This is a genomic window from Flectobacillus roseus (genome assembly GCF_030056595.1).
GTDB lineage: Bacteria > Bacteroidota > Bacteroidia > Cytophagales > Spirosomataceae > Flectobacillus > Flectobacillus roseus.
In genome coordinates this window covers 80,813-106,982 of sequence record NZ_JASHIF010000021.1, presented here as the reverse complement: position 1 = coordinate 106,982, position 26,170 = coordinate 80,813, and the positions used below count along the sequence as shown (strand labels likewise).

Below are 26,170 nucleotides of genomic sequence, written 5' to 3'. Positions count from 1 at the left end.
CCTTTCTTTATAATACACAAATCTACAAGATTTATAGAGATTGACAAGGAATATTCAATAATTAATCAAGAGAAAATATGAGAAGCGCCCTCACTCATTGTCTTATGCTTGGGTACCTTATCCGATTTTCTTCGTTTACGGTAATTTATACTGTTGAAAAAAGCTCCAAATCACATCATTAGCGACGATAGCATCAGAAATAGCGTCTGCACCTGCACGTACTTTGTCACCGCCAGGCCATGAGTGTCCACCATCTTCGGTTAAATAAATTTGAATGGCGCTATTTTTACAATTGAGCCATTGGGTAAGGGTATATTTTGTAAAACTGTTGACAGTCTTAATATTCGAGTTACAAGCATCTATATTCAACCATGTATTGATACCCGTCTCGACGGGTGGTATTACAAAACCTAAGGTGCTTCGACCGCCAGCATAAGGTACTTTGGTATCGAGTTTAGAATGAATATGTAGGATTGGAACAGGCCTCGACGCCACACAGGGGCTAGTCGTTACCATGGCTCCTGCTACGGGGGCAATAGCGGCAATTTTACTAGAAAGTTCACAAGCAAGTCTGTAACACATCATAGCTCCGTTGGACATACCTGTGGCATATATTTTTTTAGTAGAAAGTCGGGGATATTTTTTGAGTAAATCATCAATCAAATTACTGATAAATTTGACATCATCTATCTGTTTTTCAACAGCATAGTCACAGCATGTTCCTGCGTTCCATGTTCTTGCTCCCAAAATACCGTCACTGCGTACTCCTTCAGGATACACTATAGCAAACTGAGATTGATTGGCTTTATCGGTCAAATAATAATTGGCTTCCATTTGTGTGGCACTACCAGCGCCACCATGCAAAGCAATGACCAAGGGAATGTCTGAGCTTTGGTTATAATTGGGAGGTAGGTTCAACAAATACGTTCGTGACAGTGCATCGACTGTCATCGTTCCCTCTACTCGCAAGGAAGATACCGTTGGCAAAGTGGTATCATTTTTTTTACAACTCCCAAAAATTAGGGAAATCAACAACAGTAAAGTTACTTTTTTCATAAATACACAAATTGAAGGTTAAAGATTATCCCTTTGATTTGTTTCGATTCAGAAAGATTAATGTTGGATTATATTTTCCTGTAAAAGGAATCTAAACTAGCCAAAACACATAGGTACGAAGAGATAGCGTATCTCTTCGTACCTGTAGTTAGTGGGCAAAATAAAATTTAAGATTGTGCTTTGGGTATTCAGGTAACGGCTTTCGGCGGTGGGTTTTGGAAAAAAGCATGGCTGTGGGTGTTAAAACATTTTAACACCCACAGCCATGTACTTGTTGCCTAAACACATAAATTAAATCTTATTCTGCACTAACTTGTCACTTTATCTTTTATAGAGTTTCTATTTCCAAAATCACACTACTCCTACCGCTGCTCACTTCAGGATTATAACCAACTGTCATTAAATAGCTGCCACTGTATTCGGCACTGTTGTTTAGGCTCGACTTCTTGTTGGCAAACAAATTGATTTCCTGAATTTTATATTTCTTGTTAGGATCGAGGCCTTTTAGTACCACAGGCCTTGGACTAGCCGAAGATTCATAACGGTTACTGACTAAATAGTTAAACATCACGGCTTTGTTTTTATCAGTCGAAACATACATCAATGAAGCAAAATCATGGGTATATGGGTCGACCAAGCGATACTGGTCACCATGTAGAATAGTGGTTTTAAGTCGGTTATAATTTTGAATAGCCTTTTGTGCAAACTGCAATTCCTCAGGGTTGAGATGTTCCACCACAATATCAAAGCCCATTTTTCCCATCATCGCTACATCTATTCTAAACTTTAAAGGCTGTTTTCCCCAATCTGTTACATGATTACAAGTCGCAATGGCTGGGAAATAATACGAGTAATTCCATTGGATAAAAATACGTTCAATTGGCTCAGTGTTGTCACTTGGCCAAAATTCTGTAAAGTATTTCAAAGCCTCATAGTCTACACGACCGCCACCGCCCGAGCAAAGCATCATTGGTACTTTAGGATATTTTGCACGAATTCTTTCTAAAACACTATAAAGTCCACGAATATAATCGACATAAAAACGACTTTGTGATTGACCTTGCGATTGTAAAAAGGTAGAGTTAGCGTTGAAAATCACCGCATTGCAATCCCATTTAATAAATGCCAGTGCTGGATTTTTAGTAAATAAATTATCTACAACACCAAACACATAATCTTGCACCTTAGGATTTGCCAAATCCAATACCAATTGATTTCGGAAATAATGTTCGGGTCTTTGCGCTTGCTTTACGACCCAATCAGGATGTTTTTCATAAAGTTCACTTTTGGGATTTACCATTTCTGGCTCAAGCCATATACCAAATTTAATACCTGTATTTTGGGCTTCTTTAATCAGATAACCCAATCCATCAGGTAGCTTTTTTCTATTTTCCTCCCAATCGCCCAAACCAGCATTATCTCCGTTTCGAGGATATTTATTGGCAAACCATCCATCATCCAACAAAAACATATCGACGCCCAATTTTTTACCATCCTTAAAAAGACTCGTCAGTTTGTTTTGGTCAAAATCAAAATAGGTGGCTTCCCAGTTATTTAGCAAAGTCAAACGATCGCCTGTACCGTCCAAGATACGATACTTTCTGGCCCAATTGTGCAGATTTCTACTGGCAAGTCCTTTTCCCTGTTGCGACAACGTATAGATAAAAGAGGGAGTTTTAAAACTAGCATTACTTGCCAAAGGATACGCCGAAGCATGGGGATTGATACCCGCAATTAGGCGTAAATTATGTAAAGGATCTATTTCGAACTCTAACTTGAAATTGCCTGACCATCCCAAGTTTCCTAGCAAAACATCTCCTTCATCTTCTGATGAGGCTTTATTTAGTGCAATTGTGAAAGTGGGAGGTTCGAACAAATTGGTTCGAGTACCCAATTTTGAATCTAGTACTTTTATACCACCTGTAAGCTCCACTTCTTTAGGACGCATTTCTTGTGCCCAGTTGCCGTAATAATTGGTCAGATAAAACTTTTCGGCATTGAGGTATAAGTTTGCCGAAGCATATTTATGTAAAGTGATTGGTCCTTTTTCAAGATTTTTAATCTCTGTCCATTGCTCAATCACATCTTCTTGTATGTAAGTTTTATAAAAAAGTTTTACTTCTGTCTGATACACAGGGTCTTTGAGCAAAATAGTAGTTAGCGAAACATTATCACTTTCCTTTTGCTCCTGAGCACTTTGAAATAGTAATTCGGTAGAAATATTACCGTCGGCGTGAGTGATACTGATGGCGGGCTCAAACATACTCCACGAGCCACTCGGCGTATAAACGGCATTGCATATACCCGAATTCTCATCGGTAGATTTGCTTGGAGTAGGAATCCATTGGGCTTCTTCTTTGTGTTGGAGTTTTTTACCGAAATAGATGGTACGGAGACGTTTATTCTCGTCTGACTTGAAAATTAGGGCGTTAGATTTAGTTTCAATTTGTAGGATTGTTGCCTGTTGTGCGTACAACTGCGGGGCCATCCACAGGAAAAGAATCCATAGTAAAGGTTTGCGTTTCATGATGTTTAGGGAGCTTTTAAAATAATCCTCGAAAACTAAGAGGATTTTCTGAAATCTATATCATTTTCTGTAAATCCTTCAGATAGATAATAAAATTGTATTCATCTGCTACAGGCTATAAAACATGAGCATTAGGCAAAAAAACCTCTACTTTTATGTAAGAAATGTTTTACCGAAAACACAATGTTTACATTCAATTTTCCCCTCTACCTTCACATAGGTAATTTTTAAAATTCTCTTTAGTAGACTTTTGATTTTACTAAATAAAAAATATTTTTGTATAGATATTTACAGATTTTACTCAAAAAACTACTAGATTTTCTCATTTTCTTTGTCTAAACAATTTCAAATTACCCTATGAAAAAAACGTTACTACTCCTAATGGGTTTTATGATGACTTTTCAACTTTGCTTAAGTCAAGTATTAGTAGAACCAAACAAGCCTAGTGTTGCCTGTGGTACAGATGAATCAAAAATATCTGCCGAAAACCTAGCCTTTATCCAAAATGCTCAAAAGTATATTGCTCAAAAAAAAGCTAGTCGTACTGCGGTCAGCCCTGGGCGGGTTGCCCGAATTGCCATAGAGGTTGACTATCCTACTTACCAATCTTACAATGGCGATACCAATCTTATCAAAAAAGAGGCAATCCTACAAATTAGCCAAGTTTCAAAAGTGTATGAAAGAGACATGAATATCAAACTTGTGGTAACGTGTTTTAACTTTTGGACCACTGCTCAGTCTGATCCGTATTTTGATACCTCTGATATTTATACAATGTTGGATAGACTCTATAATAATTGGAATCCTTCCAAGGTAAATGGTAAACTTTACAAGCTTAGAAATCAGTATGATAAAGTAATATACTTAACGGCTAAATCTTTCACTGGTGCAGGTGGGGTAGCTTATCTCGGAGGGCGAGAGTCTGTTTGTCCATGGGGACTTAGGAGTTTCAATTTGAGTGCAATTGCTCACGAGTTGGGACATAACTTTGGTTCGCCGCATACACAAAGCTGCTCATGGCCAGGTGGTCCGTTGGATTATTGCTATGCTACTGAGGGTGCTTGTTATGAAAAATCTTTAGAAATTATTAAAGGTTCTATCATGAGTTACTGCCAAGCTAAAGATGAGTTTCATCCATTATGTCAAGCAGTTATAGAACAGCATGCCACAGCCAACATGCAAGAAATCACAGGAACGGTGCCTGCGGTGCTGTTGCCCAGTACTTTTACGGTGAATACAAATCCATTTTTTGTATGGAACGCTTCGCTTATGGCTGATCAATATGTTGTTCAACTAGCATCAGATACTGATTTTAAGCAAATTATAAGTCAAGACACCACCGATGTGAGCTACATACAATTAAGCACACTAAACCCACAAGGTAAATATTATTTGCGAGTAATGGCTAGTAATAAACTTGGGGTTTCTAGTTGGAGTAATGCTTGTACCATCAATATAGGAGAAAATAGTCTTTTACCTCCCAATACCAAGGCCATGCCACTTTATTGGACGACTTTTGATGCTGGGAAACTCAATACCCTAAAAATTACTCCAAGTGTTGGTGCCAAATCTTATGAAGTACAATTTACTTATGTAGATGACCATACATTTTCATACCCATGCTATACTTTCACTTTCACAGGCAGCGAAGGAAATTTCTACATCGGGGCGTTTTATTATAGAATGGGCTGGAGGATACGTGCGATTAATGAAACAACAAAAAGTGATTGGTCTGAAAGAAAAGTAGTTTTTGCTCAAAGCTCCTACCAAAATCCTATTACTACACAGGTAGCCAATCCTTCGATAGCACGAACGATTACCACCGACGAAGCATATACTGGTGGCGAATCAGTTGCCAAACTTTCAATTGTGAAAACGAATAGTCCCAATACTCTAGTTTACCAAAAGAAATATGCTCCTACCAGCATTGTTAATTATGGATATGTCTACAAAATTCCAGCATTAGAAAACAATCAAACCTACACGGTAACCTACGAATTGTCGAGAGATAGAGAAAATCCTATTTATTTTTATCCAAAGGGTGTCCTCAATTCCAGAAGTGTTTCTTTTGTAAATAAAATCAGTAGCGTCGACAGCAACTTAGTCAAATACCAAGGATTTGATAATGAGCAAGCTATGCAGACATACAATACTAGCACCTACATGGCCACAAACCATTTGGCCTACTTGTCGTACGGAGGATTAGTACTAGTTAATACTCTCACTGGTCAAAAATTAGCATTGACCAATAGTACAAGCGGTGGTAGTGTTGGTGCTAGAGCCACGCTTATTTATAGTGCTAATAATCAAAACCAATCAGCTGTAATCACACAAGTTAGTAAGCGAATATCTTATCAGGGATCCTTTCCTGCTAATGTCTATGCTCTGAATATTTTGGATAACACAACAGGCAATTTGGTAAGTTCAACTATACTTAATACCTCGTCTGATTTTTATCCTACCTATTTGGATATCACCAATAATTACCTTCTTGCTAGCTTGAACAATGTCAATGGGCTGGTATTTTATAGAATCTCTGGGAGTAATCTAAATAGAGGCTTCAATATAACGCCAACCTCGGGTGATCAAGGGCGATTAGGTAATATAGTAGGTAATAAGGATTATATTTGGCAGGCCTATCTTGTTTCGCAGACCAACAAAGCATCCCTCAAACGATTCAGTACCAACGACGGAAGTTCGGTAGAGTTTACAGAATCAACAATGCCCGAACTCGCTGCTCCTTATATCACTACATTTTTAGATAGCAAAAACCGCTTGTGGGCTTCTAATACTAATGGCGTTTTGATGTATGATGGAAATACTTGGAGCTTGAATAAGGCTAAAACAGGAAATATCATTTCTCCTCGACTTTTTGCAGAAAACAGCGCTGGAGATATTTTCGCATGGGATTCAAGCCGAATTCTGAAATATTCAGGAGGAGATTGGAAAGTATTGGCAAATGTAGAAATACAAGAAAGTGGGATAAGAAAAATGTTGATAGATAATAATGGGCTGTTTTGGTTTGCCTATGATGGCTATGTGGTGCGTTACAACGCCTGTACAAATACGTTGAGTACTCCTTCATTTAGCACATCAAACAAGGATATTGAATATGGACAACAGGTATCGCTAAAAGCTGAAGGATGTACACAGGTACAGTGGAGCTGGAGCAGTAAAAAAGACGCAGGTTCGAGCCTAACTACTAGTAATCTACTCACGGCAACTCCCATTTCTACCACTACTTATACAGCAAAATGTTATGCTGAAGGATGTGTTGGGACTCCCAATAACACCAATGTGACTGTTATACCTGTATTGCGCTTAGATAGTTTGTCTAAAGCTTGCTACCTTCAACCTATCAAAGTATATGGTCGTATTTTGGGAGATGTCGATGCAGGTACTAGTTTTTCTCAGGTGATACAAGCCAACGGAAAAGACTACACGTTAAAGTCTTCTCAACAAACCAATAACAACCAAACAGTATGGCAATCTGAAGCTAACTCCCTTGCAACGGGTTCGTTCACGTTGAGAATAGATGCGGGTACGTACAAAATAGTCAATAAAGATACTCTCAGAGGAACAATATATGCTTTGCCAACAATCAAACTCCTAACTGACACGGCTTGCGTTGGCGAAACCCTTGCTTTTAAAGCAACAGGAGCCAAATCTTATGACTATACTTTTAACCAAAAAGTATACGCCAATACTAATGGTACATTGGAAATTCCTAATGCCACTTTTGCCATGAATCAACTTTTGATTAAAGTAAAAGGAATCAATGAAAATGGTTGTACAAATCTGGATTCGGCTAAGGTACTAGTAAATGAACTGCCCAATTTGGTCGCGTCGGCTCAAAGCCCAATTTACCAAGCTCAAACACTTGATTTGAAATCTTCTGGGGCAAATAGTTACACTTGGACTGGTCCCGCTGGATTTACTTCGTCAGTTCAAAACCCAAGTATTTCCTCCGTAGACACCAAGTATTCAGGAACATACACCGTCAAAGGAATTGATAAAAACGGTTGCTCGAATACCGCAAAAGTAACAGTGGAAATTCTACTTCCTTTAGGTATAGATGAAGGTATCAATACATCTGTAAACGTATACCCGAATCCTTCAAGCGATAAAGTTACCGTAAAAGTTGACTATCAAGGAAATACTCAAGTGAGGATTATCGATGCCTTTGGTAACGAGAAATATTCAGGTTCGTTCAAAGGTAGTACAGACATTCCTATCCAACATTTTAGTGCTGGTGTGTATTTTATCCAACTCAATAATACCAACACCATCAAATTATTAGTGCAGTAATAGACTGTTATATTTTGAAAAATCTGAATGATTATCCTTAATATAAATGCCACTTAAGGCTTTACGTCTAAAAAGGTTCATCCAGAAATAAAGCATCAAAAATATGAGTCATCCCTAATTTTTAGGATTGGAATTATTCTCCAAGTTTTTATCAAAAAAGCGGTCGAAAAATATGTTTTCGACCGCTTTTTTGATGCTACTATGGTAGATATGACTTGGCTTAAGACGCAATCATTGCATCTCTACTGATGGAAAACAAATTTTTACATAATCACTCAAACACTCATTCACTAAATCGCTAAATTCGGGATGACTCCTTTTTGATTAACGATTAAAAAATAACTCAAATGGCTCGACACCGGATAACATATTAGGGGTGTACAAAGGATTTCCAATAATTGCGGATTTGGGATTGCTGATTTCGGAAGTAGTTGTATATCCTTTATACACGACTAAGTCCATATACTTGATTCATCGTAATTCTATCTTAACAGTATGCTTCTTTCTCAATTCTAATATTTTGTAATTTTTCATAGTTCAAACAACATAAAATCAATTTATTGTATCAAAAAGAAAATATAAAAATTCAAACGTAAATTATTGATAGATAGCAAATTAACACATTTTTAAGCATAAATAATATTTTTGACATAGACAGTATATGATAGTTGTACCTTGGAAAACGCTAAATTTGAACTAATTCCATCTTTTTTAGAACATTATCAATACTATCCTATGAAAAAAGGTCTATTGCTACTTTTGCTAGTGAATTTGTGGAGCATTACTGCAATCTGGGCAAATTTTAGCTTACAAAAACTTCAAGTCAATTATCAAACCCAGCCTCTTGGCACTGATTTAGGCACACCGCAGTTTTCATGGCAAATGAAAGCCCTATCCTCCATCAAGGGCTTAGCGCAAGTAGCCTATCAAATTAAAGTAGTTGATGAAAAAAATCAGGAGGTTTGGCAATCTACAAAAGTAAGCTCTGATGTATCTCATGCTATCCAATACCAAGGGAAACCCTTACAAGCTCGTACCAGATACACCTGGTTTTTGACAGTTTGGGATAATAAGGGCAAAAGTTCAACGGCAAACTCTTGGTTCGAAACTGGCTTAATGAACCCCAAACAAGAAGCATGGGGCAACGCCAAATGGATAGGCGGTGGCGACGAAGACCTCGTTTTTTATCCTCATGCTCTTTCAGTTTTTAAACTTTCTTATGCCATTCAACTCGATGAAGCCAGTAATAGCACCAAAGCTTCATTTATTTTTGGCGCTAATGACCAACGACTATCAAATCGCTTTCTCAACCATATGGGCGTAGAGCGTAAAAAAAACGAAAGTTATATTGCTATAGAACTGGATATTAGCACTCTATCAGCTGAATCTAACACCAATGCGAAGCTCAATATTTATCGAGTAGGTTATACAAAAACTGATCAAGAAAATATCCCTGTCAAAGTCCTTACTATTCCTCAATCGCTTATTAATCAGTCGAATAAATATCAAAAACACCAGATTTTTACCGAATCTATCTTTGGTTTATTTGAGTTTTATTTGGATGGTAACGACGAAACGCATAAGCTAAAAGACCCTTCCTTAGAGCCCAATTCTAGATTTGGTCCTAGAGGCCTAAATCTCAATCCCGTTGGTGCGGGCAATGACTATTTGAGTTACCCTATGCTAGCAGATATGGGATTCAAAGTAGCTGATAAGCAAAAAGCCTATTTTTCAGATATTACAGTCAAAAACTACCGCTACCCTTCTAATGCTATTTTCAAAGACACAAGCGCTTCCATTTTTTCAGGGATTGGCGTAACAAAAGAAGTACAACGCTATCGTGTCGAAAATACCTTAGCAACCACCAATACCACTCAAAATGCCGAGCCAATGCTTCGCACCACGTTTGATGTAAGCAATAAAAAAATCCAAAAGGCTCGTTTGTATATTACCGCAAGAGGGATTTATGAGTCGTACCTCAATGGAAAAAGAGTGAGTAACGATTTCTTCAACCCAGGACTGACACAGTACAATAAAAATCATACTTACCAAACTTTTGACATCACGTCCTCCATTTCGACAGGAAAAAATGCGCTAGGTGCATGGTTGAGCGAAGGCTGGTGGAGTGGCAATATTACTTACAGTGGAAACCATTGGAATTTCTTTGGTGATAGACAATCTCTTTTAGCTAAAATTATTATCACTTATGCCGATGGTTCAGAACAAGTAGTTGACTCAAATCCAAATTCTTGGAAACTCAATACCGACGGACCTATTAGATATGGTTCGTTTTTCCAAGGAGAGATTTATGATGCTAGTAAAGAAGCAGATATTCAGGGATGGACATTGAGTAATTATGATGACAAATCATGGAAAAAAGCCGTAGAAGTACCCCTCGAAGGCAATTCCTATATGGGAACTTTTAGTGATGTTTTTGGTCAAAAATCTACTTTTGATTACAAAGATTTCAAACTAATTGGTCAGATCGGTGAAAATGCATCCATTGTCAAAACGCTTCAGGCACAGAGTGTTGAGGAAGTTCGCCCAAAAGTATTTGTTTATGATATGGGACAAAATATGGTAGGCTTTCCGCAAATTCAAATCAAGAATGGTCAAAAAGGACAAGTCATCACCATGCGATATGCCGAAATCAAATATCCTAATTTGGAAGCATACAAAGGCAATGAAGGCATGGTAATGATGGAAAACATCCGTGCAGCGCTCACCACCGACCAATATATCTTGAAAGGTGGCGACGAGGTAATTCAACCAAGATTCACTTTTCATGGATATCGTTATTTAGAAATCACAGGAATACCACAGGCTATTCCTGTTGGTGATATTAAAGGATTGGTTATCAGTTCAGTAAATGAATTATCGTCAAGCTATGAAACCTCGGACCCATTAGTTAATAAACTTTGGCAAAACATAACTTGGTCTTTGCGCAGTAACTTCCTTTCTATTCCAACAGATACACCTGCTCGTAACGAGCGTATGGGCTGGAGCGGAGATATTTCGGTATTTTCCAAAACAGCCACTTATTTGACCGATGCCAATTCATTCTTGAGACGACACCTTTTGGCCATGCGTGATGTACAAGATGACAATGGACGTTTTACTGATGTTGCACCACTTGGAGGTGGTTTTGGAGGTACACTTTGGGGTAGTGCTGGAATTGTTGTTGCTTGGGAAACGTATCGTCAATATGGTGATATTCAGTTGTTAGGAGAACATTTTAATGCCATGAAAAAGTATATCAACTTTTTGGAATCAAAAATTGATAAAAACACAGGTATCCTCAACGAAGGTCCTTTGGGCGACTGGCTTAGCCCAGAAGGCAACAAAAATGATAATACCCTTTTCTGGATGGCATATTTCTCTTATGATTTGAATATTATGAGTCAAATGGCTTCTATTTTAGGTAAAACAGACGAAGCAATAGCCTTGAAAAAACGTAGCGAGGAAATCAAAAAAGCATTCAACAACATTTATATCGACAAAAACTCTCACCGTACAGTAAGATCTGGTTTGAAAACAGGCTTTTGGGCTGCACCAAACGAAAAAGAAGGAACAGGTAAAACGGATAAAGGAGTCATAGTTGACACTCAAGCCTCGTATGCTATCCCATTGGCATTGGATGTTTTTGATGAAGCGAATAAACCTTTTGCTATCAAATATCTGAATGAAGCCGTTTCGAGAACCAACAAAGATGATAGCGGCATCGAACGTCCTAACTACTCCTTGATGACAGGGTTTATTGGTACAGCTTCTATCAGCGAAGCCCTTTCTGTAAATGGAAATCATGATTTGGCTTACAAGCTTTTAACCAATAAACAGTATCCTTCTTGGTTGTATTCGGTAGTTAATGGTGCTACTTCGATTTGGGAACGTCTCAATTCCTATACTGTTGAAAATGGTTTTGGAGGAAATAATAGTATGAACTCCTTCAATCACTATTCTTTTGGGGCAGTAGCTGCTTGGATGTACAATTATTCGCTCGGCATTCAAAGACATCCTGAAAAAGCTGGTTTTAAGGAATTTATCCTTATGCCAACCCCTGATCCAAATGGACAAATTACTGAAGCTAAAGGCTATTATGATTCCATGTATGGACGTATTAATAGCGCTTGGAAAAGCCAACAAAATACTTGGACTTACAGCGCTACTGTACCAGCCAACTCTACAGCGACGCTCTATTTACCTGCCAAATCAGTGGCTCAAATTTCAGAAAATGGCAAATCTTTGAGTACATGGAAAGGAGTTAAATCAGAAAAAGGATTTATCATAATTCCATTAGAATCTGGTAGTTATAATTTTGAAATAAAGAAGTAAAAGCGTATTTGTCTATTTAGTGATTTGTGGTTTAGTGATTTAAAGAAAATCACTAAACCACAAATCACTAAATCACGAGCTTCAAGAGAACTTTTGCTTTATAATAGTAAAAGAATAAACCTAATTCCGAAATCAAAAATCAGCACTCCGACCTAAACAACATCTTTTCATTTATACACTCTAAGGATAATTCTATTTACTTTGTAGCATAAGTCAACAAAAGAAAATTTATGGAATCAAAAGGTGTAGTATTGATTATTGATGATGAAAAGCAATTACGCGGACTACTCAAGCGTATTGTGGAGTTGGAAGATTACACCGTTTTCGAAGCAGGTGATCTCAAATCTGCTTGGCAAATGCTTGAGCGTCAGCCTATACAAGTGGTTATGTCCGACGTAAAACTACCCGATGGTAATGGTGTAGACTTTACAGCAAAACTAAAATCTCAGTATCCTCATCTCGAAATTATCGTAATGACCGCCTATGGTACCATTCAAGATGGCGTGAAAGCCATGAAAAATGGCGCTTTTGATTATTTGGTAAAAGGAGATGATAATGAAAAAATGATTCCTATGCTTGATTTGGCTATGCAAAAAGCCAAACAGACCAATCGCTCAGAAGCATCATTAACGGGCTTTGATAAAGTAATTGGTAAAACTTCTATCATAGAAAATGCGGTAAATATGGCAAAACGGGTGGCACAAACCAGCACAACCGTTTTATTGACTGGCGAAACAGGCACAGGAAAAGAGGTTTTTGCCCAAGCTATTCATGAAGCATCTGCCAGACATAACGAAAGTTTTGTGGCCATCAACTGCGCTGCTTTTTCGAGAGAAATTCTTGAATCTGAATTATTTGGACATAAAGCTGGTGCATTTACTGGAGCCTTAAAAGACAAAAAAGGTTTATTTGAAGTAGCACACAAAGGCACGATTTTTCTGGATGAAATAGGCGAAATGTCGCTCGACCTACAAGCGAAACTTTTAAGGGTCTTAGAATCAGGCACTTTCTTGCGCGTGGGCGATACCAAAGAGGTTAAAGTAGATGTTCGAGTGATTTCGGCCACCAATCGAGATTTAGAAAAAGAATCCCAGACAGGGCATTTCCGTCTGGATTTGTACTATCGCCTTTCCGTGTTTCAAATTTCACTACCTGCCTTGAGAGAACGTAAAACGGATATTACACTTTTGAGCAAACATTTTATCAAAGATTTAAGTAAAAAATATGGTTTTCAACAAGTTACGATGACACCTGAGTTTCAACAAATACTTGAAAACTATACTTGGCCAGGTAATATTCGTGAATTGAAAAACGTCATCGAACGTGCTCTTATTCTACAAAATAACGGTCAACTACAAAAAGACTGTCTACCTCCCAATCTTATCCACCACACGCAAGCTGATGCACCAAGTGGATTGGATTTACAATCTGTAGAAAAATTTCATATCGAAAAAGTACTACAACATACCAAAGGCAATAAGACTGAAACTGCTCGACTGCTCAATATTGGTCTGACGACACTTTATCGTAAAATGGAAGAATACGGAATCGCACTTAAGCTCTGAGTATTCGTACTGAATAAGATTTATCGTTAAGCTTCCGACAATCAGCGATTTAACGTAAGCTAAAAGTGTTGTTAATAAAATCATGAATATATTTTTGACTAATGCCATCGGCTTATTACCTAAAGGGTATTCATGCCATTTTATTCAATCTATTTGAAGTAAAAATATTCTATGAAAGAATACAAACAGTTGGTTTTTAAAGATATACCATCACCCGTGGGTGAAATTAAGTTGATAGCAACAGACCTTGGACTTGCCGCAATATTATGGGAAGGTGAAGATTACCAACGAACGAAACTGCCTGTTCCTGAAAGAGATGATTCGAACCCAATTCTTTTGCAAACGGCTTCACAACTGGCAGAATACTTTGAGAAAAAAAGAACGGCATTTGATATACCGTTAGATTTTCATGGAACAGATTTTCAGATGAGCGTGTGGAATGCCTTACTTAAAATCCCTTATGGCGCTACAAAAACCTATGGCGACATAGCCCGTTTGCTTGGTGACATAAAAACGGTAAGAGCGGTTGGTGGAGCACTCAATAAGAATCCAATTTCGATTATTGTTCCTTGTCATAGAGTAGTAGGAACAACTGGTAAACTGGTGGGCTTTGCTGGGGGATTAAGAAATAAATCTTTGTTACTCGACTTGGAGAGTAGCCTCAGAACTCCAATGCTTTTTTAGTACATCCATGTCAAACTAATTTGTTACATCTTATGATAGAGTTTGCTGTCATACCAAACTCTATCATAAGATGTAATACTGCCTTACAGGTTATTCTATCACTAACCAAGTGTAGCCTTCTGCTGGTATTTTTACTTTTACCTGAATTTCATGATTTTGGTTCAACAGATATACTTTTGAGGCACCTTCTTTTTCTCTGACTTTTGCTTCTTTGGACAAGCCAGCATAATATAAAGGTAGGGTTACTGTCCGCTCAATTGCCTCTTTATTAGGATTGTACAACATGGCTAGCCCCTTTTGTGGTAGTGTACTCGATACATGTAGTAGCCCATCCCAATCTCTTCCATCAGCACGACGAAGCTGAATCATGTCAGCATTCAGAATATCACGATATTTTTTGTACCAACTAATTGTTTTTTGAACCACTGCTTTGGTTGCATCTGTATCATACAATCGTGGACCTCGGTAACAGGCTTGTACACCAGCACCATAATAAATCATCATCAATTGCTCGTAATCGCTAAGGTGCTCATTGAGAGGCTCTAAGATAGCACTTTCATCACCACCCTGATACTTTGTTAATGGTACAAATCCCCAACTCATAGCACTTGTTTTTTCGATTGTTCCATCATGAATATTTTGTCGGTTGAGGATACGTTGCTGTTCTCTACTTAGAGAGAAATTTACCTCACGATACCCCAAGGCTATTTTATGAGTTCCATCCAAAAAATACCAATCTGGCGCATTGATATATACGCCTCTTTCATTCAACCAGCGATAAAGCTCTTTTTGAATATTCATCTGTTTCCATTGCGAATCAGCCAATCCCTCATGGCCGGGGTGCTGAGTAGAAGCACAAACATCGCCAGGATAAGGGCCGTCATTTTCCCATATATCAAAATGAGTCACTTCAAAAAAGTGCTTGATTTTATCTCGGTAATTAAGTCCCCATTTACTACCAAAACAAGGAGCATTACCAAAAAATGCGTGTCCCGTTTTTCCCGTAACTGGGTCTACAACATCGTTTTCGTCATCGATACGTCGGCTACTAAATAGAGAATACCCTCCTAGCAGAATTCCTTTGCTATGCGCATAATCTGCGAGTTTTTTCCAACGGTTGAGATTCGTTTCGCTAACGTCTTCCATATTGAGGTGACTTCCAAAACTCAATATCAAGGCTTCGTAGCCTGTTGCGGCACACTGATTAATACAATTAATGACTTGTTCATCATTTTGACTAACCAAGTGCATAAAAATCGGATTTTGAGTAGTCCAAGGAGCAATAGTTCTATACATTTTCCGAATCATCATGCCTCTACGCTGACGGTCATAGGAATCCATCAAGAGCTCATGAGTGCGCACAGATTTAAAACTTTCTCCTTGAGTAAGCTTGATATGGGATACTTTTTCAGGATATACCTCAAACAAACAGGGGGTTTCATAATTATAATTTACTTGAGAAGTATAGGTCGAATCAATCAGCCAATGGGTGGTTTGATCGCTAATGTCATAGCGCATGGCATTATTAAAAGCATAATTAGTTTCAAAATAAATGCCATGTTGCTTTTTCATCTGTGTGGGACTTCCAACAACAGCACTTTCTTCCTCTACAAGACCCAATATTTCATTGACTACTCTATCAACATACGTCGTTTTAGCACTTTGATTCTCTACCTCTACCCATTTGATAATCAGTGGAATATTATCATATATCTCATAGTTAACTTGTACTTTTATCCCTTGCAAATCTTGATTTTGAGGTACAAAACTCAGTTTTAATCTTTTACCTTCAAGACGCTTTGTTTGGGGCAACCAAGTATTGGCTTTCCAATTGACAAAGGGTTCTACAGGCTTGATTTCAAAAGATTGATACACAAAATCTGAACTACCTTTTCTCAAATTCTTCAACCATTCTTTCTTCAGGTAGGCATTTTCTTTTTGTCCTTGTACCCCCCCTACTTGATATACTCTACCGTTGATTGTCACACGAGCTTCGGGTTTGACAGACCGAATCAGTTGTTGCTGAGTACTTTGATTAAAATAATCATAACAAGCCAAGTTTTCGCCTAGAAAAAAACTCCGACGAACCAGTCCATTATCCAATACTATTTCAGAGTCAGTAATGTTGACTTGGGATTTTTGGGAGATGGGACTGACAAGCCAGTCTTGGGCTAGTTTTTGATTTTGAGCCAATAACGAAATTGTTACTTTCATAAAGAAAGCAACAAGCAAAAAAGTTTTTTTCATGAATTAAATAAATTTTAGGTTTGAAAATTGGGCTAAAAAGGAGTAAAACAAAGAATTAGCTCCCTCCTTTTACCGTTTAGAAAAGACGATCTCCAGAAAAAATACCCTTTTCTGGTAATCTATTTACACAGTAAAATGTGCTTCTACCCTATCATCATTGTTGAAGTATGTTTAAATTTCATAAGTCATTGAAAATTAAGTTATTGGACAAAATAAAATTCAACTATTGAGCTTTCGGCCTTCAGCTATGGGCTTTCAAATATTGGCTTTCGGCGATAGGCTTTGGAAAAAAGCATTCTAACACTCTTTGCCTAGTGCTTGTTGCCTAGTGGCTAAAGCACACAACTTAAATCTTATTTTGAACTATTACTTAGTTTGGTATTATTTTGCTAAAAATTAATATTTATAATAGTATATTTTGTAATATTTTACTTAAGTAATTGTGTCATAAGTACACGTTGAGTTGTAGATGATGAATAGCTGTGTTGGATTCATTTATAAATTTTATTAACTATTATATTTTGGCTTTTAATTCCTTGCATAACAGTGATTTAGAGATTTGGCAATCCTTTAAAAAAGGAGATAAGATTGCTTTTGCCAAAATCTATCAGTTACATGCTAAGTCATTATTGAATTATGGCTTAACGCTTCGAATCTCTTCAAACTTATCAGTTGTAGAAGACTGTCTTCAAGATTTATTTCTGGAACTTTGGCAAAGCAGGGAAAACCTTGCTGATACCGATTCTATTAAGTTTTACTTATTCCGTGCGCTGAAAAACAAGTTGATGCGAACAGTCAAATACGACTTTTCTAAAAATACTGACGAAATTGATGAAACTCTAGGAGGAGATCTTTTTGAGGCCTCTATTGAAAGAATTCTGATTGAAGAAGAAAGTCAAAAAGAACGCTTAGAGCGCCTTAAAGTAGCCTTCGACGGCCTATCACAACGCCAGCGTGAAGTCATCAACTTGAAATATTATCACCAATTCTCAAATGCCCAGATTGCCGAAATTATGGAGCTAAATTATGCTTCTGTGGGTAACCTCATCCAAAAAGCTTTGTTCTCTTTACGTCAATCAATACATATTTCCATCCATTTATTCCTACTTATTTTCTCTTCATTTATTAGATAAATCACTGATTTATTATCACTTAACTGTTTAGATACAGTTTATGTATAAATTTTTTTTCAAAAAATAGGATATATTTCTGTTATCCTTGTCATTCTATAATTGACAGCTATGAACTATTCTCATTACAACACAGTCGATTTTGTAAAAGACGATTTTTTTTGTCGTTGGGTGCAAAATCCAGATAAACATACCAATACCTTCTGGCAAGATTTTATGCAAAATCATCCAGAAAAAAGAACAGTGATTTTAGAAGCAAAATCACTGGTAAAAACGCTTGGTACCATGCAAACTACACCTATTGATGAAGATGCGTCCCTTGAAAAAATATGGAGTGGTGTCGAATTAGAAATACAACTCTCCGAGAAACCGAGTTACTGGTATAGGTTTAAATGGCAACTAGCCGCATCCGTATTATTACTGATTGGACTTGGATATTGGATCAACCATTATCAGCGCGAAGATAGAAATTATGAGATTCCTCAACTGGCGAATTACAACAAGGAAATTGAGTTTATTGAAAATCAAAATACTTCCAATCAACCTTTGAGTATTACAGTGAGTGACGGGTCGGAAATCGTTCTCCAAAAAAATACCCGTATTAAATATCCTAAAATATTCGAAAAGAATAAAAGGGAGGTCTATTTAGTTGGAGAAGCCTTTTTTAAGGTAAAAAGAAACCCACAAAAACCATTTATTATTTATACCAAAAAGTTAATTACACAGGTATTGGGGACAAGTTTTACGATTAAAGCCAACCCTGATATTGAGGAAGAAAGGGTTATTGTAAAAACAGGTAAAGTGTCCGTGCTCGCACAAAAACAAGCAAGTGATCGCAACCATACCAATCCCAATACAATCATTGTTACGCCGAATCAAGAGGTGGTTTATGAATTATCCAAAGCTAAGTTAGTAAAGAAGATTGTAGAATTGCCTCAAATACTAGCTGATTCTTCTGATAATCAGACATTTATTTATCGTAATGCTTCTTTAGCAAGTGTATTTTCAGATTTAGAAAAAGCTTATGGAATCAAAATCGTGTATGATTCGAAACTCTATGAAGATTGTACCATTAATGGTAATCTCTCTGACGAGACGATGTTCGATAAATTAAATAGTATTTCTAAAATCACAGGAATAAGTTACCAAGTAATTGATGCTCAAATTATTATATCAGGAAAAGGATGTAATTATTGAAAACTAACAAATGTATTTTTAAACACTATAAAAACCTACTAATAACTATGACCCAAAAAAGTTTCTAATTCTTCCTAAAAAAGAAAAGTCGGCAAATGTTCGCACCATTTACCGACTCCATGTGATTCCCGTTTAAGCAACTTGAGGCACTTCTTACTAGGAAGTGCATGGGAATATTTTTGTCAATTTTTCGAGAAAAACAAAAACATTACAATTTATGAAAAAAAATCTATTAACGTTAGCAACGTTACTATCCATTATGAAAATTTCAGCTGGACAGATATTTATTGCGATTATTTTCACAACACTGTCGTACGCTAGAGATGCTAGCGGACAAGATATGTTACAGAAAAAGGTAACCCTTCATATTCAAGAAAAGGGATTAATTGAAGTGCTTTCTGAATTTGAAAATACTGCAAAAGTAAACTTTTTCTATAGCCCCAATAGCATAGGCGCCAAGCGAAAAATAAGTGTTAATGTCAAAAATAAGGAATTAAAAGAGGTGTTACATGAAATATTCACACCACTAGGTATTGGCTATGAAATTCAAGGAAATCGAATTTTGCTAAAAAAGTCCAATTCTCTTTCCTTAAAAAACGACGAAAATATAGAATCCCAAGCTGAATATCTGGAACAAGCCGTTTCTGGTACCGTAGCAGACGAAAACGGCGTTCCTTTGGTCGGAGTAAATATTAGTATTAAAGGAACGACAAAAGGTGCAGTAACCAATGATAAAGGGCAATTCAACATCAATGTCCCAAATGGCTCAAGCATTTTGGTGTTTTCTTATATTGGATATAAAAAACAAGAAATCCAAGTAGGTAAATCAACTGAACTAAATATAAAGCTGGTAGCAGAACAACAAAGTTTGGATGAAGTTGTGGTTGTGGGCTATGGCACTCAAAAGAAAATCAATTTAACTGGTTCTGTTTCAAGTATTTCTGCTAAAGAAATTGCAGATAGACCTATTACACAATCTTCTCAAGCATTAGCAGGACTCATGACAGGTGTTTCGGTATCGCAAGGTTCTGGACAGCCTGGTAATAACGGTGCGAGTATCACCATTCGTGGTATAGGTTCTTATGGTGCTGGTGGTGGTGCATTGATACTTGTTGATGGATTAGCAACTTCTATTAATGATGTTGACCCGAATAACATCAAAAGTATTTCGGTATTGAAAGATGCAGCTTCAGCGGCGATGTATGGTAGCCGAGCTGCCAATGGCGTAATCCTCATCGAAACCAAAAGAGGCGAATCTGGCAAAATGAAAATTAGCTATAATAGCTATGCTGGATGGCAAAATGCTACTCAACTACCTGATTTTGTGGAATCTGCTGAATATGCCAAGCTAAGAAATGAAGCAAATATCAACGCAGGTGCGGGTATTTCTTATACCGACGCAGACATTGAGAAGTTCAGAAACGGCTCAGACCCTGATAATTATCCCAACGTACCTCACCTTAAAAACCTTTTAACTTCTGGTGATGGTTTTCAGAGTAACCATAACCTAAGTTTTATGGGAGGAAATGATAAAACAAAGTATCTATTTTCTATTGGGTATTTGCAACAAAATGGTATCGTGGCTAAAAATGGCTATTCGAAATATAATATCCTTTTAAATACGGACACTAAAATTAAGGATAACCTTACGCTAAAAGTGAACTTGGCAGGCTATACTTCCGAAAACCATTCTCCACGTCAATATGATGGCGGTATGAACAGCATGATCAATTATGCAGTAAGACAAGGTCCTATTTTTGCAGGTAAAAAATCTGATGGAACTTATGGTTACCAAGACAATTTCAGCCCAGAAGCATGGATGTCAAGTGAGTCTTTTTACAAAGGAACAAACAAATACTTTTTGGGAAGTAGTGAAATTGCTTGGGAGGTAATCAAAGGATTAACCTTGAGTGGTAAAGTTGGATATAATTTCTGGAGTTACTACAACAAAGATTATGCTTCAGATTTTGTGTTTAATGCAAACAAGACGGTTGGCCCGAACAATTTAACAGTATCGTCTGGACAAGGACAGCAATTAACCATGCAGTCGTTAGCTACCTACACTAAACAAATAGACCAGCACTCGTTTACGATACTCGGTGGTGTTTCTCAAGAACAATATGATGATTGGGGAATGTCGGCATACCGTAAAGATTTTCCGACTAATACCCTTTACGAAATCAATGGTGGTTCTGCCACAGGTATGAGTAACTCAGGTTCTGCTTCGGCATGGTCAATGCGTTCATTTTTTAGTAGAGTCAATTACTCTTACAACGGTAGATATTTGTTTGAAGCCAATATGCGTTCGGATGCTACCTCTCGCTTCCCTGCAAAAGGTAGATGGGGTTATTTCCCTTCATTCTCAGCAGGATGGATTCTTTCAGAAGAAGATTTTTTGAAAAATGTATCTTGGGTGAACAGCCTAAAAGTAAGAGCAAGCTGGGGAAAATTGGGTAACCAAAATGTAGGTACATACCCTTATCAGAATATTGTTTCACTGGGGCAAAACTATTCTTTAGGCGGTGTTTTAGTTTCTGGTGCAGCCACTACAAGACTTAGCAACGCTGATGTTACTTGGGAAACTACTACTACGACCGATATTGGCTTAGATGCAAGCTTGTGGAAAGGAAAGTTAGATTTTACTTTGGGTGTGTTCAAAAAACAAACTTCTGGTGTGCTTTATAGCGTAGCAAGTTCTGCCACTTTGGGTCTTAGTACTTCGCCAGTTAATATTGGCGGTGTAGAAAACACAGGTTTTGAGGCTAGCTTGAATTACCATGCAAACATAGGAAAAGTTAAAATCGGTATATCACCAAACTTTACGGTTGTTAATAATAAAGTTACTGAACTTGCCAATGGACTTCAGCAAAATATTGGAGCCAATTTATTTGTTGGGCAGTCTTTGGGAGTTACTTATGGTTATGTAGCTGATGGCTTATTTAAGGATGCAGATGATGTCGCTAAGTACCCTCAACAACCTTATTCTGCACAACCTGGCTTGATAAGATATAAGGATATTAGTGGCCCTAATGGAGTGCCAGATGGTAAAGTAGATGCCACTTATGATAGAACATTTATCGGAAATACTGTTCCTAAATACAATTTTGGTTTAACACTTACCGCAAACTACAAAGGATTCGATTTCTTAATGTTAGTGCAAGGACTTGCAGGATGGCAAAAACAAATGAATAACTATCAAGCATTTGCCTTCTTCAACGGAGGACAAATCCAAAGATGGCAAGTAGAAAACCGTTGGACAACTGAGAACCCAAATCCAAATGCACTTTATCCAAAATTAACAAGTCTTAACGAAGGAAGTGGGATTGTTCAAACATCAACATTCTGGAATAGAGATGCCAGTTTTGCAAGATTAAAAAGCTTACAAGTTGGTTATACATTTAGTAATAAGTTGATGGAGAAAATGAAGATTGACAGGCTTAGAGTATACTTTAGTGGACAAAATCTCCTTTCAATCAATTCATATTATCAAGGATGGGACCCAGAAATGGCACAAAATAATGGTTTTTATCCCCTTACAAGTGTTTATACTTTTGGTGTAAATGTATCATTCTAAATTATAAGGACATATTTTACTAAACGATTGAGAGACATGAAATTCAAAAATATATATTCAAAACTACCATCTTTCAAAATAGGCTTACTGTTTGCGTTATACTTCTCTATGGTAGCTTGTAAAAGTGATTATTTTGACAAACAACCACTCGACTCTATTTCAGATGGTACTTTCTGGAAAACAGAAAAAGACGCAAATCTTGCCTTAATTGGATGTTATAATATCGGAGCAGGCTGGTCTGGCGAGGATTTCTGGAATGCCAGAGCCGTATTTTATCTTGATTTGATGGCAGGACTAGGTTCAGAGAAAGAGTTAATCCCTGACCGTGTTACCGACGGTTCGTTAAACTCTTCTTACTGGGTGACCAATAGCTATTGGAGCAATACTTACAATAAAATTGCCAAATGCAATAACTTCCTAGACCATATTGATGCTATTCAGATGGATCAAACGAAGAAGAATATCTTAAAATCTGAAATTCGTACTCTAAGGGCTTATTGTTTGTTCAACCTTGCTCTATACTTTGGGGATGTGCCTTTGCCTAAAAAGCTATTAACCTTAGATGAGGCAAACTCTATTACAAGAACGCCTAAGGCAGAGGTTTGGACTTTTGTAGAAAACGAACTAAAAGAAAGTGCTGCCTTATTACCTACTACTCGCCCAAGTAGTGAAATGGGACGTATTACAGCAGGAGCAGCTTTGGCTATTTTGGGTAGAGTACAAATGGCAGAGAAAAAATGGAGCGATGCCGCTGCAACCTACAAAAAAATCATAGATAGTGGTGCTTATTCAATCGAGCAAGGAGGTTTTAAAAAGTTATTTATTCAAACAGGTGAAAATAGCAATGAAATCATTCTTGCCTCACAATACCATGAGGATACTTACGGTCATGTGTTTTTGCAATATCTTTATCCAGAGACGTATGGAGGGTGGCATCAGTTTTCGCCTTACAACGAGTTGGTGCAGTCGTATGAGTGTATAGATGGCAAAACGGTAGAAGAATCTCCATTATATAACTCAAATAACCCTTACAATAATCGTGATCCAAGACTAGATCAAACAATCATGATTTCTGATCGTGCGGTGTTTAAAGGCGTAAAGTACATTTCAAGACCTGAAAGTAATTCACCTGATAGAATGAATCGATACAATTGGAGTGGCTACTGTGTCAATAAGTTTATGGATTCAACCTTTGCTGGAAACCTCATGAATTATGGTGGAAACTTCACTTTGATTCGCTATGCTGAAGTACTTTTAAGCTATCTTGAGGCAAAAGTAGAAGCTGGAGATGCTATCAATCAGGCATTATTGGATGAAACTATCAATAAAGTTAGAGGTAGAGCTTCGGTTAATATGCCTCCTGTGAAAGTAACAGATGCTGCCTCGTTGAGAACAATCTTTAGAAGAGAACGCAAAGTGGAATTAGCATTTGAAGGAATACATTATTATGATATTCTGAGATGGGGCACTGCTGCAACCGAACTGAACAGACAGTTTACAGGTATGAAACTCACTAATTCTCCATCTACTTATAAAGATTTTCCTGTGGATAATCAAGGTTTCTTACTTTATCAAAAAAGAGCTTTTGTCGCAGGAAGAAATGAATTGTGGCCAATTCCTCAGTCGGAAAGAGATATTAATAAAAACCTTACACAGAATCCTGGCTATTAATATAATTCATTAAAATCATATCCCTGAAATGCCTTAGCGAATGAAAGCTTGTTTTTCATTCGCTAAGTTTTTTTAATTAAAATGCTCAATAGAGCTAATCACATGAAAAAAGTATTTGCATTGTTTATTCCCTTCTTACTTCCTGTTTGTTTGTATGCTCAGGAAAAGAATCCGTTACCAACAATTCCCAAGGCAAGACCTGTTGATAGTGAAACCGTGGGAGATTGGAAAACTTTTCCAGAAATGAAATTGAATCTTCCCATCGCAAAAGGACCTTTTGAACCAACTTGGGAATCTATTGAAAAAAACTATCCCGGCACTCCTCAGTGGCTTCGTGATGCAAAGTTTGGTATTTGGGTTCATTTTGGGCCACAATCAGCAGGCGAAAGTGGTGACTGGTATGCCCGTAATTTGTACAAATCAAACAAAAAAGCTTATGCCAATCATTTAAAAAAGTACGGACATCCATCAGAAGTTGGCTATAAAGAAGTATTGCGAGACTGGAATCCTGTTAAACTTAATCCTGCTAAACTTACTAAAATATACCGAGATGCTGGTGCAAAATATTTGATGATTCAAGGCGTGCATCATGATAATTATGATTTATGGAAGTCAAAATATCAGCCTTGGAATTCTGTCAATATCGGTCCTAAACGTGATTTGATTGGAGAATGGGCAAAAGCCTGTAGAACTGATGGAATGCGATTTGGTGTAACTTTTCACCATGAATATACTTGGTGGTGGTGGCAAACAGCCTTTGGAAGCGATAAAGAGGGAGACAAAAAGGGAATTCCTTACGACGGACACCTAACGCTTGCTGATGGCAAAGGAAAATGGTGGGAAGGCTATGATCCTCGAATGCTTTATGGTATCGACCTCAGAGAATATAAAGGAGTAGAACAAAATGCACATACCGATTGGTCGCCATCCCCAGCAGGTATTTTTTCAAACCATCTTGACTATGCAAAATGGTACACTACCAATTGGGCTTTGCGAATGATGGATGTTGTTGAGCATTATGATCCAGATTTTATTTATACTGATGGTACCGTACAAGGCCCTTTCACAGGAAATGGCACAGGAACAGGGATAAAAGCCGATGCCATGCAACACGTAATTGCTGATTTTTACAATCGTACACTCCAAAGAAGAGGTAGCGTAAATACTTTCAGTATTGTAAAATTCCGTGATAATACCAATGGCACGGTGAATACAGAAGAATTTGGCGTGCCTGAGAAAATCAATACCGCTCAACCTTGGATTGCTGAAGCACCCGTTGGAGACTGGTTTTATGCACCCGGTTTTACTTATGATTCTGGAATGATGATTAGATACGTAATTGAAGCTATCGCACGTGATGGTAATGCGGCTCTTTGTATCTCTATTTTACCCGATGGTTCTTTGGACGAAGGTAGTTTAAAAATGTTAAAAGAAGTAGGTATCTGGATGCGTAGAAATGGAGCGGCGGTTTATGGTAGCAAGGCTTGGAGTATTCCTGGTGAAGGAGAAATCATCAATAATAAGTTGAAAATGTTGCCAGGGGGAGGCTTAACGAAAAGGCATGCCGAGTTTAAATTCAATGAAACAGATTTTAGATTTACAATTGGAAAAGACAATTCACTTTATGCTTTTTGTATGACTGTGCCTGCTCCGAATACAACTATTAAAATAAAATCATTAGGTGCAAATGCTGGTCATTATGCTCAAAGTATCAAGAAAGTTTCTTTACTTGGTTACAAAGGCAAACTTAACTGGAAACAAGAAGCTGACGGTTTAACAATTACTTGCCCATCAAAAATGCCTTATGCAACTTCCGTAGTTTTTAAAGTAGAATAACGTCGAGTATAACAAAAACACATTCTACTAATTCATAAAAAAG

General features: G+C 37.4%; 12 protein-coding genes. 9 read left to right on the top strand and 3 right to left on the bottom strand.

Features of this window, described 5'->3' with window-relative positions:
* Nucleotides 1–135: 135 nt before the first annotated feature.
* Together QM524_RS20720 and QM524_RS20715 are read right to left on the bottom strand one after the other, a co-directional pair.
* Nucleotides 136–1,056 carry an alpha/beta hydrolase family esterase gene (locus QM524_RS20720; RefSeq protein ID WP_283346023.1) on the bottom strand — a complete coding sequence of 307 codons (921 nt, stop codon included), beginning with the start codon at nucleotides 1,054–1,056 and terminating at the stop codon, nucleotides 136–138.
* 328 nt (nucleotides 1,057–1,384) lie between these two features.
* Nucleotides 1,385–3,583, bottom strand: a complete 2,199-nt coding sequence (locus QM524_RS20715) for an alpha-galactosidase (protein ID WP_283346022.1) — start codon at nucleotides 3,581–3,583, stop codon at nucleotides 1,385–1,387.
* A 357-nt stretch (nucleotides 3,584–3,940) separates the two neighbouring features.
* Here QM524_RS20715 and QM524_RS20710 point away from each other — a divergent pair, with 357 nt between their 5' ends.
* From QM524_RS20710 to QM524_RS20695, 4 genes are all read left to right on the top strand, one after another.
* Nucleotides 3,941–7,891 carry a zinc-dependent metalloprotease gene (locus tag QM524_RS20710; protein ID WP_283346021.1) on the top strand — a complete coding sequence of 1,317 codons (3,951 nt, stop codon included), beginning with the start codon at nucleotides 3,941–3,943 and terminating at the stop codon, nucleotides 7,889–7,891.
* A 735-nt stretch (nucleotides 7,892–8,626) separates the two neighbouring features.
* The gene (locus QM524_RS20705) at nucleotides 8,627–12,223 is read left to right on the top strand and encodes an alpha-L-rhamnosidase (protein WP_283346020.1); all 3,597 of its coding nucleotides are present in this window, start codon (nucleotides 8,627–8,629) and stop codon (nucleotides 12,221–12,223) included.
* A 230-nt stretch (nucleotides 12,224–12,453) separates the two neighbouring features.
* Nucleotides 12,454–13,788, top strand: a complete 1,335-nt coding sequence (locus tag QM524_RS20700; RefSeq protein ID WP_283346019.1) for a sigma-54-dependent transcriptional regulator — start codon at nucleotides 12,454–12,456, stop codon at nucleotides 13,786–13,788.
* A gap of 171 nt (nucleotides 13,789–13,959) precedes the next feature.
* Nucleotides 13,960–14,472: a methylated-DNA--[protein]-cysteine S-methyltransferase gene (locus QM524_RS20695; protein WP_283346018.1), complete on the top strand. Its 513-nt coding sequence runs from the start codon at nucleotides 13,960–13,962 to the stop codon at nucleotides 14,470–14,472.
* A 90-nt stretch (nucleotides 14,473–14,562) separates the two neighbouring features.
* Here the strand turns inward: QM524_RS20695 and QM524_RS20690 are convergent, their stop codons facing one another.
* Complete coding sequence (locus tag QM524_RS20690; protein ID WP_283346017.1) at nucleotides 14,563–16,719, bottom strand: alpha-galactosidase; 2,157 nt, start codon at nucleotides 16,717–16,719, stop codon at nucleotides 14,563–14,565.
* Nucleotides 16,720–17,240: 521 nt separating this feature from the next.
* Here QM524_RS20690 and QM524_RS20685 point away from each other — a divergent pair.
* The 5 genes from QM524_RS20685 (at nucleotide 17,241) to QM524_RS20665 (ending at nucleotide 26,127) form a co-directional block, all read left to right on the top strand.
* Complete coding sequence (locus QM524_RS20685) at nucleotides 17,241–17,852, top strand: RNA polymerase sigma factor (RefSeq protein WP_283346016.1); 612 nt, start codon at nucleotides 17,241–17,243, stop codon at nucleotides 17,850–17,852.
* Nucleotides 17,853–17,960: 108 nt separating this feature from the next.
* On the top strand, nucleotides 17,961–19,046 hold the full coding sequence (locus QM524_RS20680) for a FecR family protein (RefSeq protein WP_283346015.1): 1,086 nt from the start codon (nucleotides 17,961–17,963) through the stop codon (nucleotides 19,044–19,046).
* A 217-nt stretch (nucleotides 19,047–19,263) separates the two neighbouring features.
* Nucleotides 19,264–22,620, top strand: a complete 3,357-nt coding sequence (locus tag QM524_RS20675) for a TonB-dependent receptor (RefSeq protein ID WP_283346014.1) — start codon at nucleotides 19,264–19,266, stop codon at nucleotides 22,618–22,620.
* 36 nt (nucleotides 22,621–22,656) lie between these two features.
* Nucleotides 22,657–24,291 carry a RagB/SusD family nutrient uptake outer membrane protein gene (locus QM524_RS20670; protein WP_283346013.1) on the top strand — a complete coding sequence of 545 codons (1,635 nt, stop codon included), beginning with the start codon at nucleotides 22,657–22,659 and terminating at the stop codon, nucleotides 24,289–24,291.
* A 102-nt stretch (nucleotides 24,292–24,393) separates the two neighbouring features.
* Nucleotides 24,394–26,127, top strand: coding sequence for an alpha-L-fucosidase (locus tag QM524_RS20665; RefSeq protein WP_283346012.1), 1,734 nt, complete (start codon nucleotides 24,394–24,396; stop codon nucleotides 26,125–26,127).
* Nucleotides 26,128–26,170: the final 43 nt, after the last annotated feature.

Coding starts and splice junctions, on each gene's coding strand:
- QM524_RS20720 (WP_283346023.1), bottom strand. CDS start 1,056: ATGAAAAAAGTAACTTTACTGTTGTTGATTTCCCTAATTTTTGGGAGT.
- QM524_RS20715 (WP_283346022.1), bottom strand. CDS start 3,583: ATGAAACGCAAACCTTTACTATGGATTCTTTTCCTGTGGATGGCCCCG.
- QM524_RS20710 (WP_283346021.1), top strand. CDS start 3,941: ATGAAAAAAACGTTACTACTCCTAATGGGTTTTATGATGACTTTTCAA.
- QM524_RS20705 (WP_283346020.1), top strand. CDS start 8,627: ATGAAAAAAGGTCTATTGCTACTTTTGCTAGTGAATTTGTGGAGCATT.
- QM524_RS20700 (WP_283346019.1), top strand. CDS start 12,454: ATGGAATCAAAAGGTGTAGTATTGATTATTGATGATGAAAAGCAATTA.
- QM524_RS20695 (WP_283346018.1), top strand. CDS start 13,960: ATGAAAGAATACAAACAGTTGGTTTTTAAAGATATACCATCACCCGTG.
- QM524_RS20690 (WP_283346017.1), bottom strand. CDS start 16,719: ATGAAAAAAACTTTTTTGCTTGTTGCTTTCTTTATGAAAGTAACAATT.
- QM524_RS20680 (WP_283346015.1), top strand. CDS start 17,961: ATGAACTATTCTCATTACAACACAGTCGATTTTGTAAAAGACGATTTT.
- QM524_RS20675 (WP_283346014.1), top strand. CDS start 19,264: ATGAAAAAAAATCTATTAACGTTAGCAACGTTACTATCCATTATGAAA.
- QM524_RS20670 (WP_283346013.1), top strand. CDS start 22,657: ATGAAATTCAAAAATATATATTCAAAACTACCATCTTTCAAAATAGGC.
- QM524_RS20665 (WP_283346012.1), top strand. CDS start 24,394: ATGAAAAAAGTATTTGCATTGTTTATTCCCTTCTTACTTCCTGTTTGT.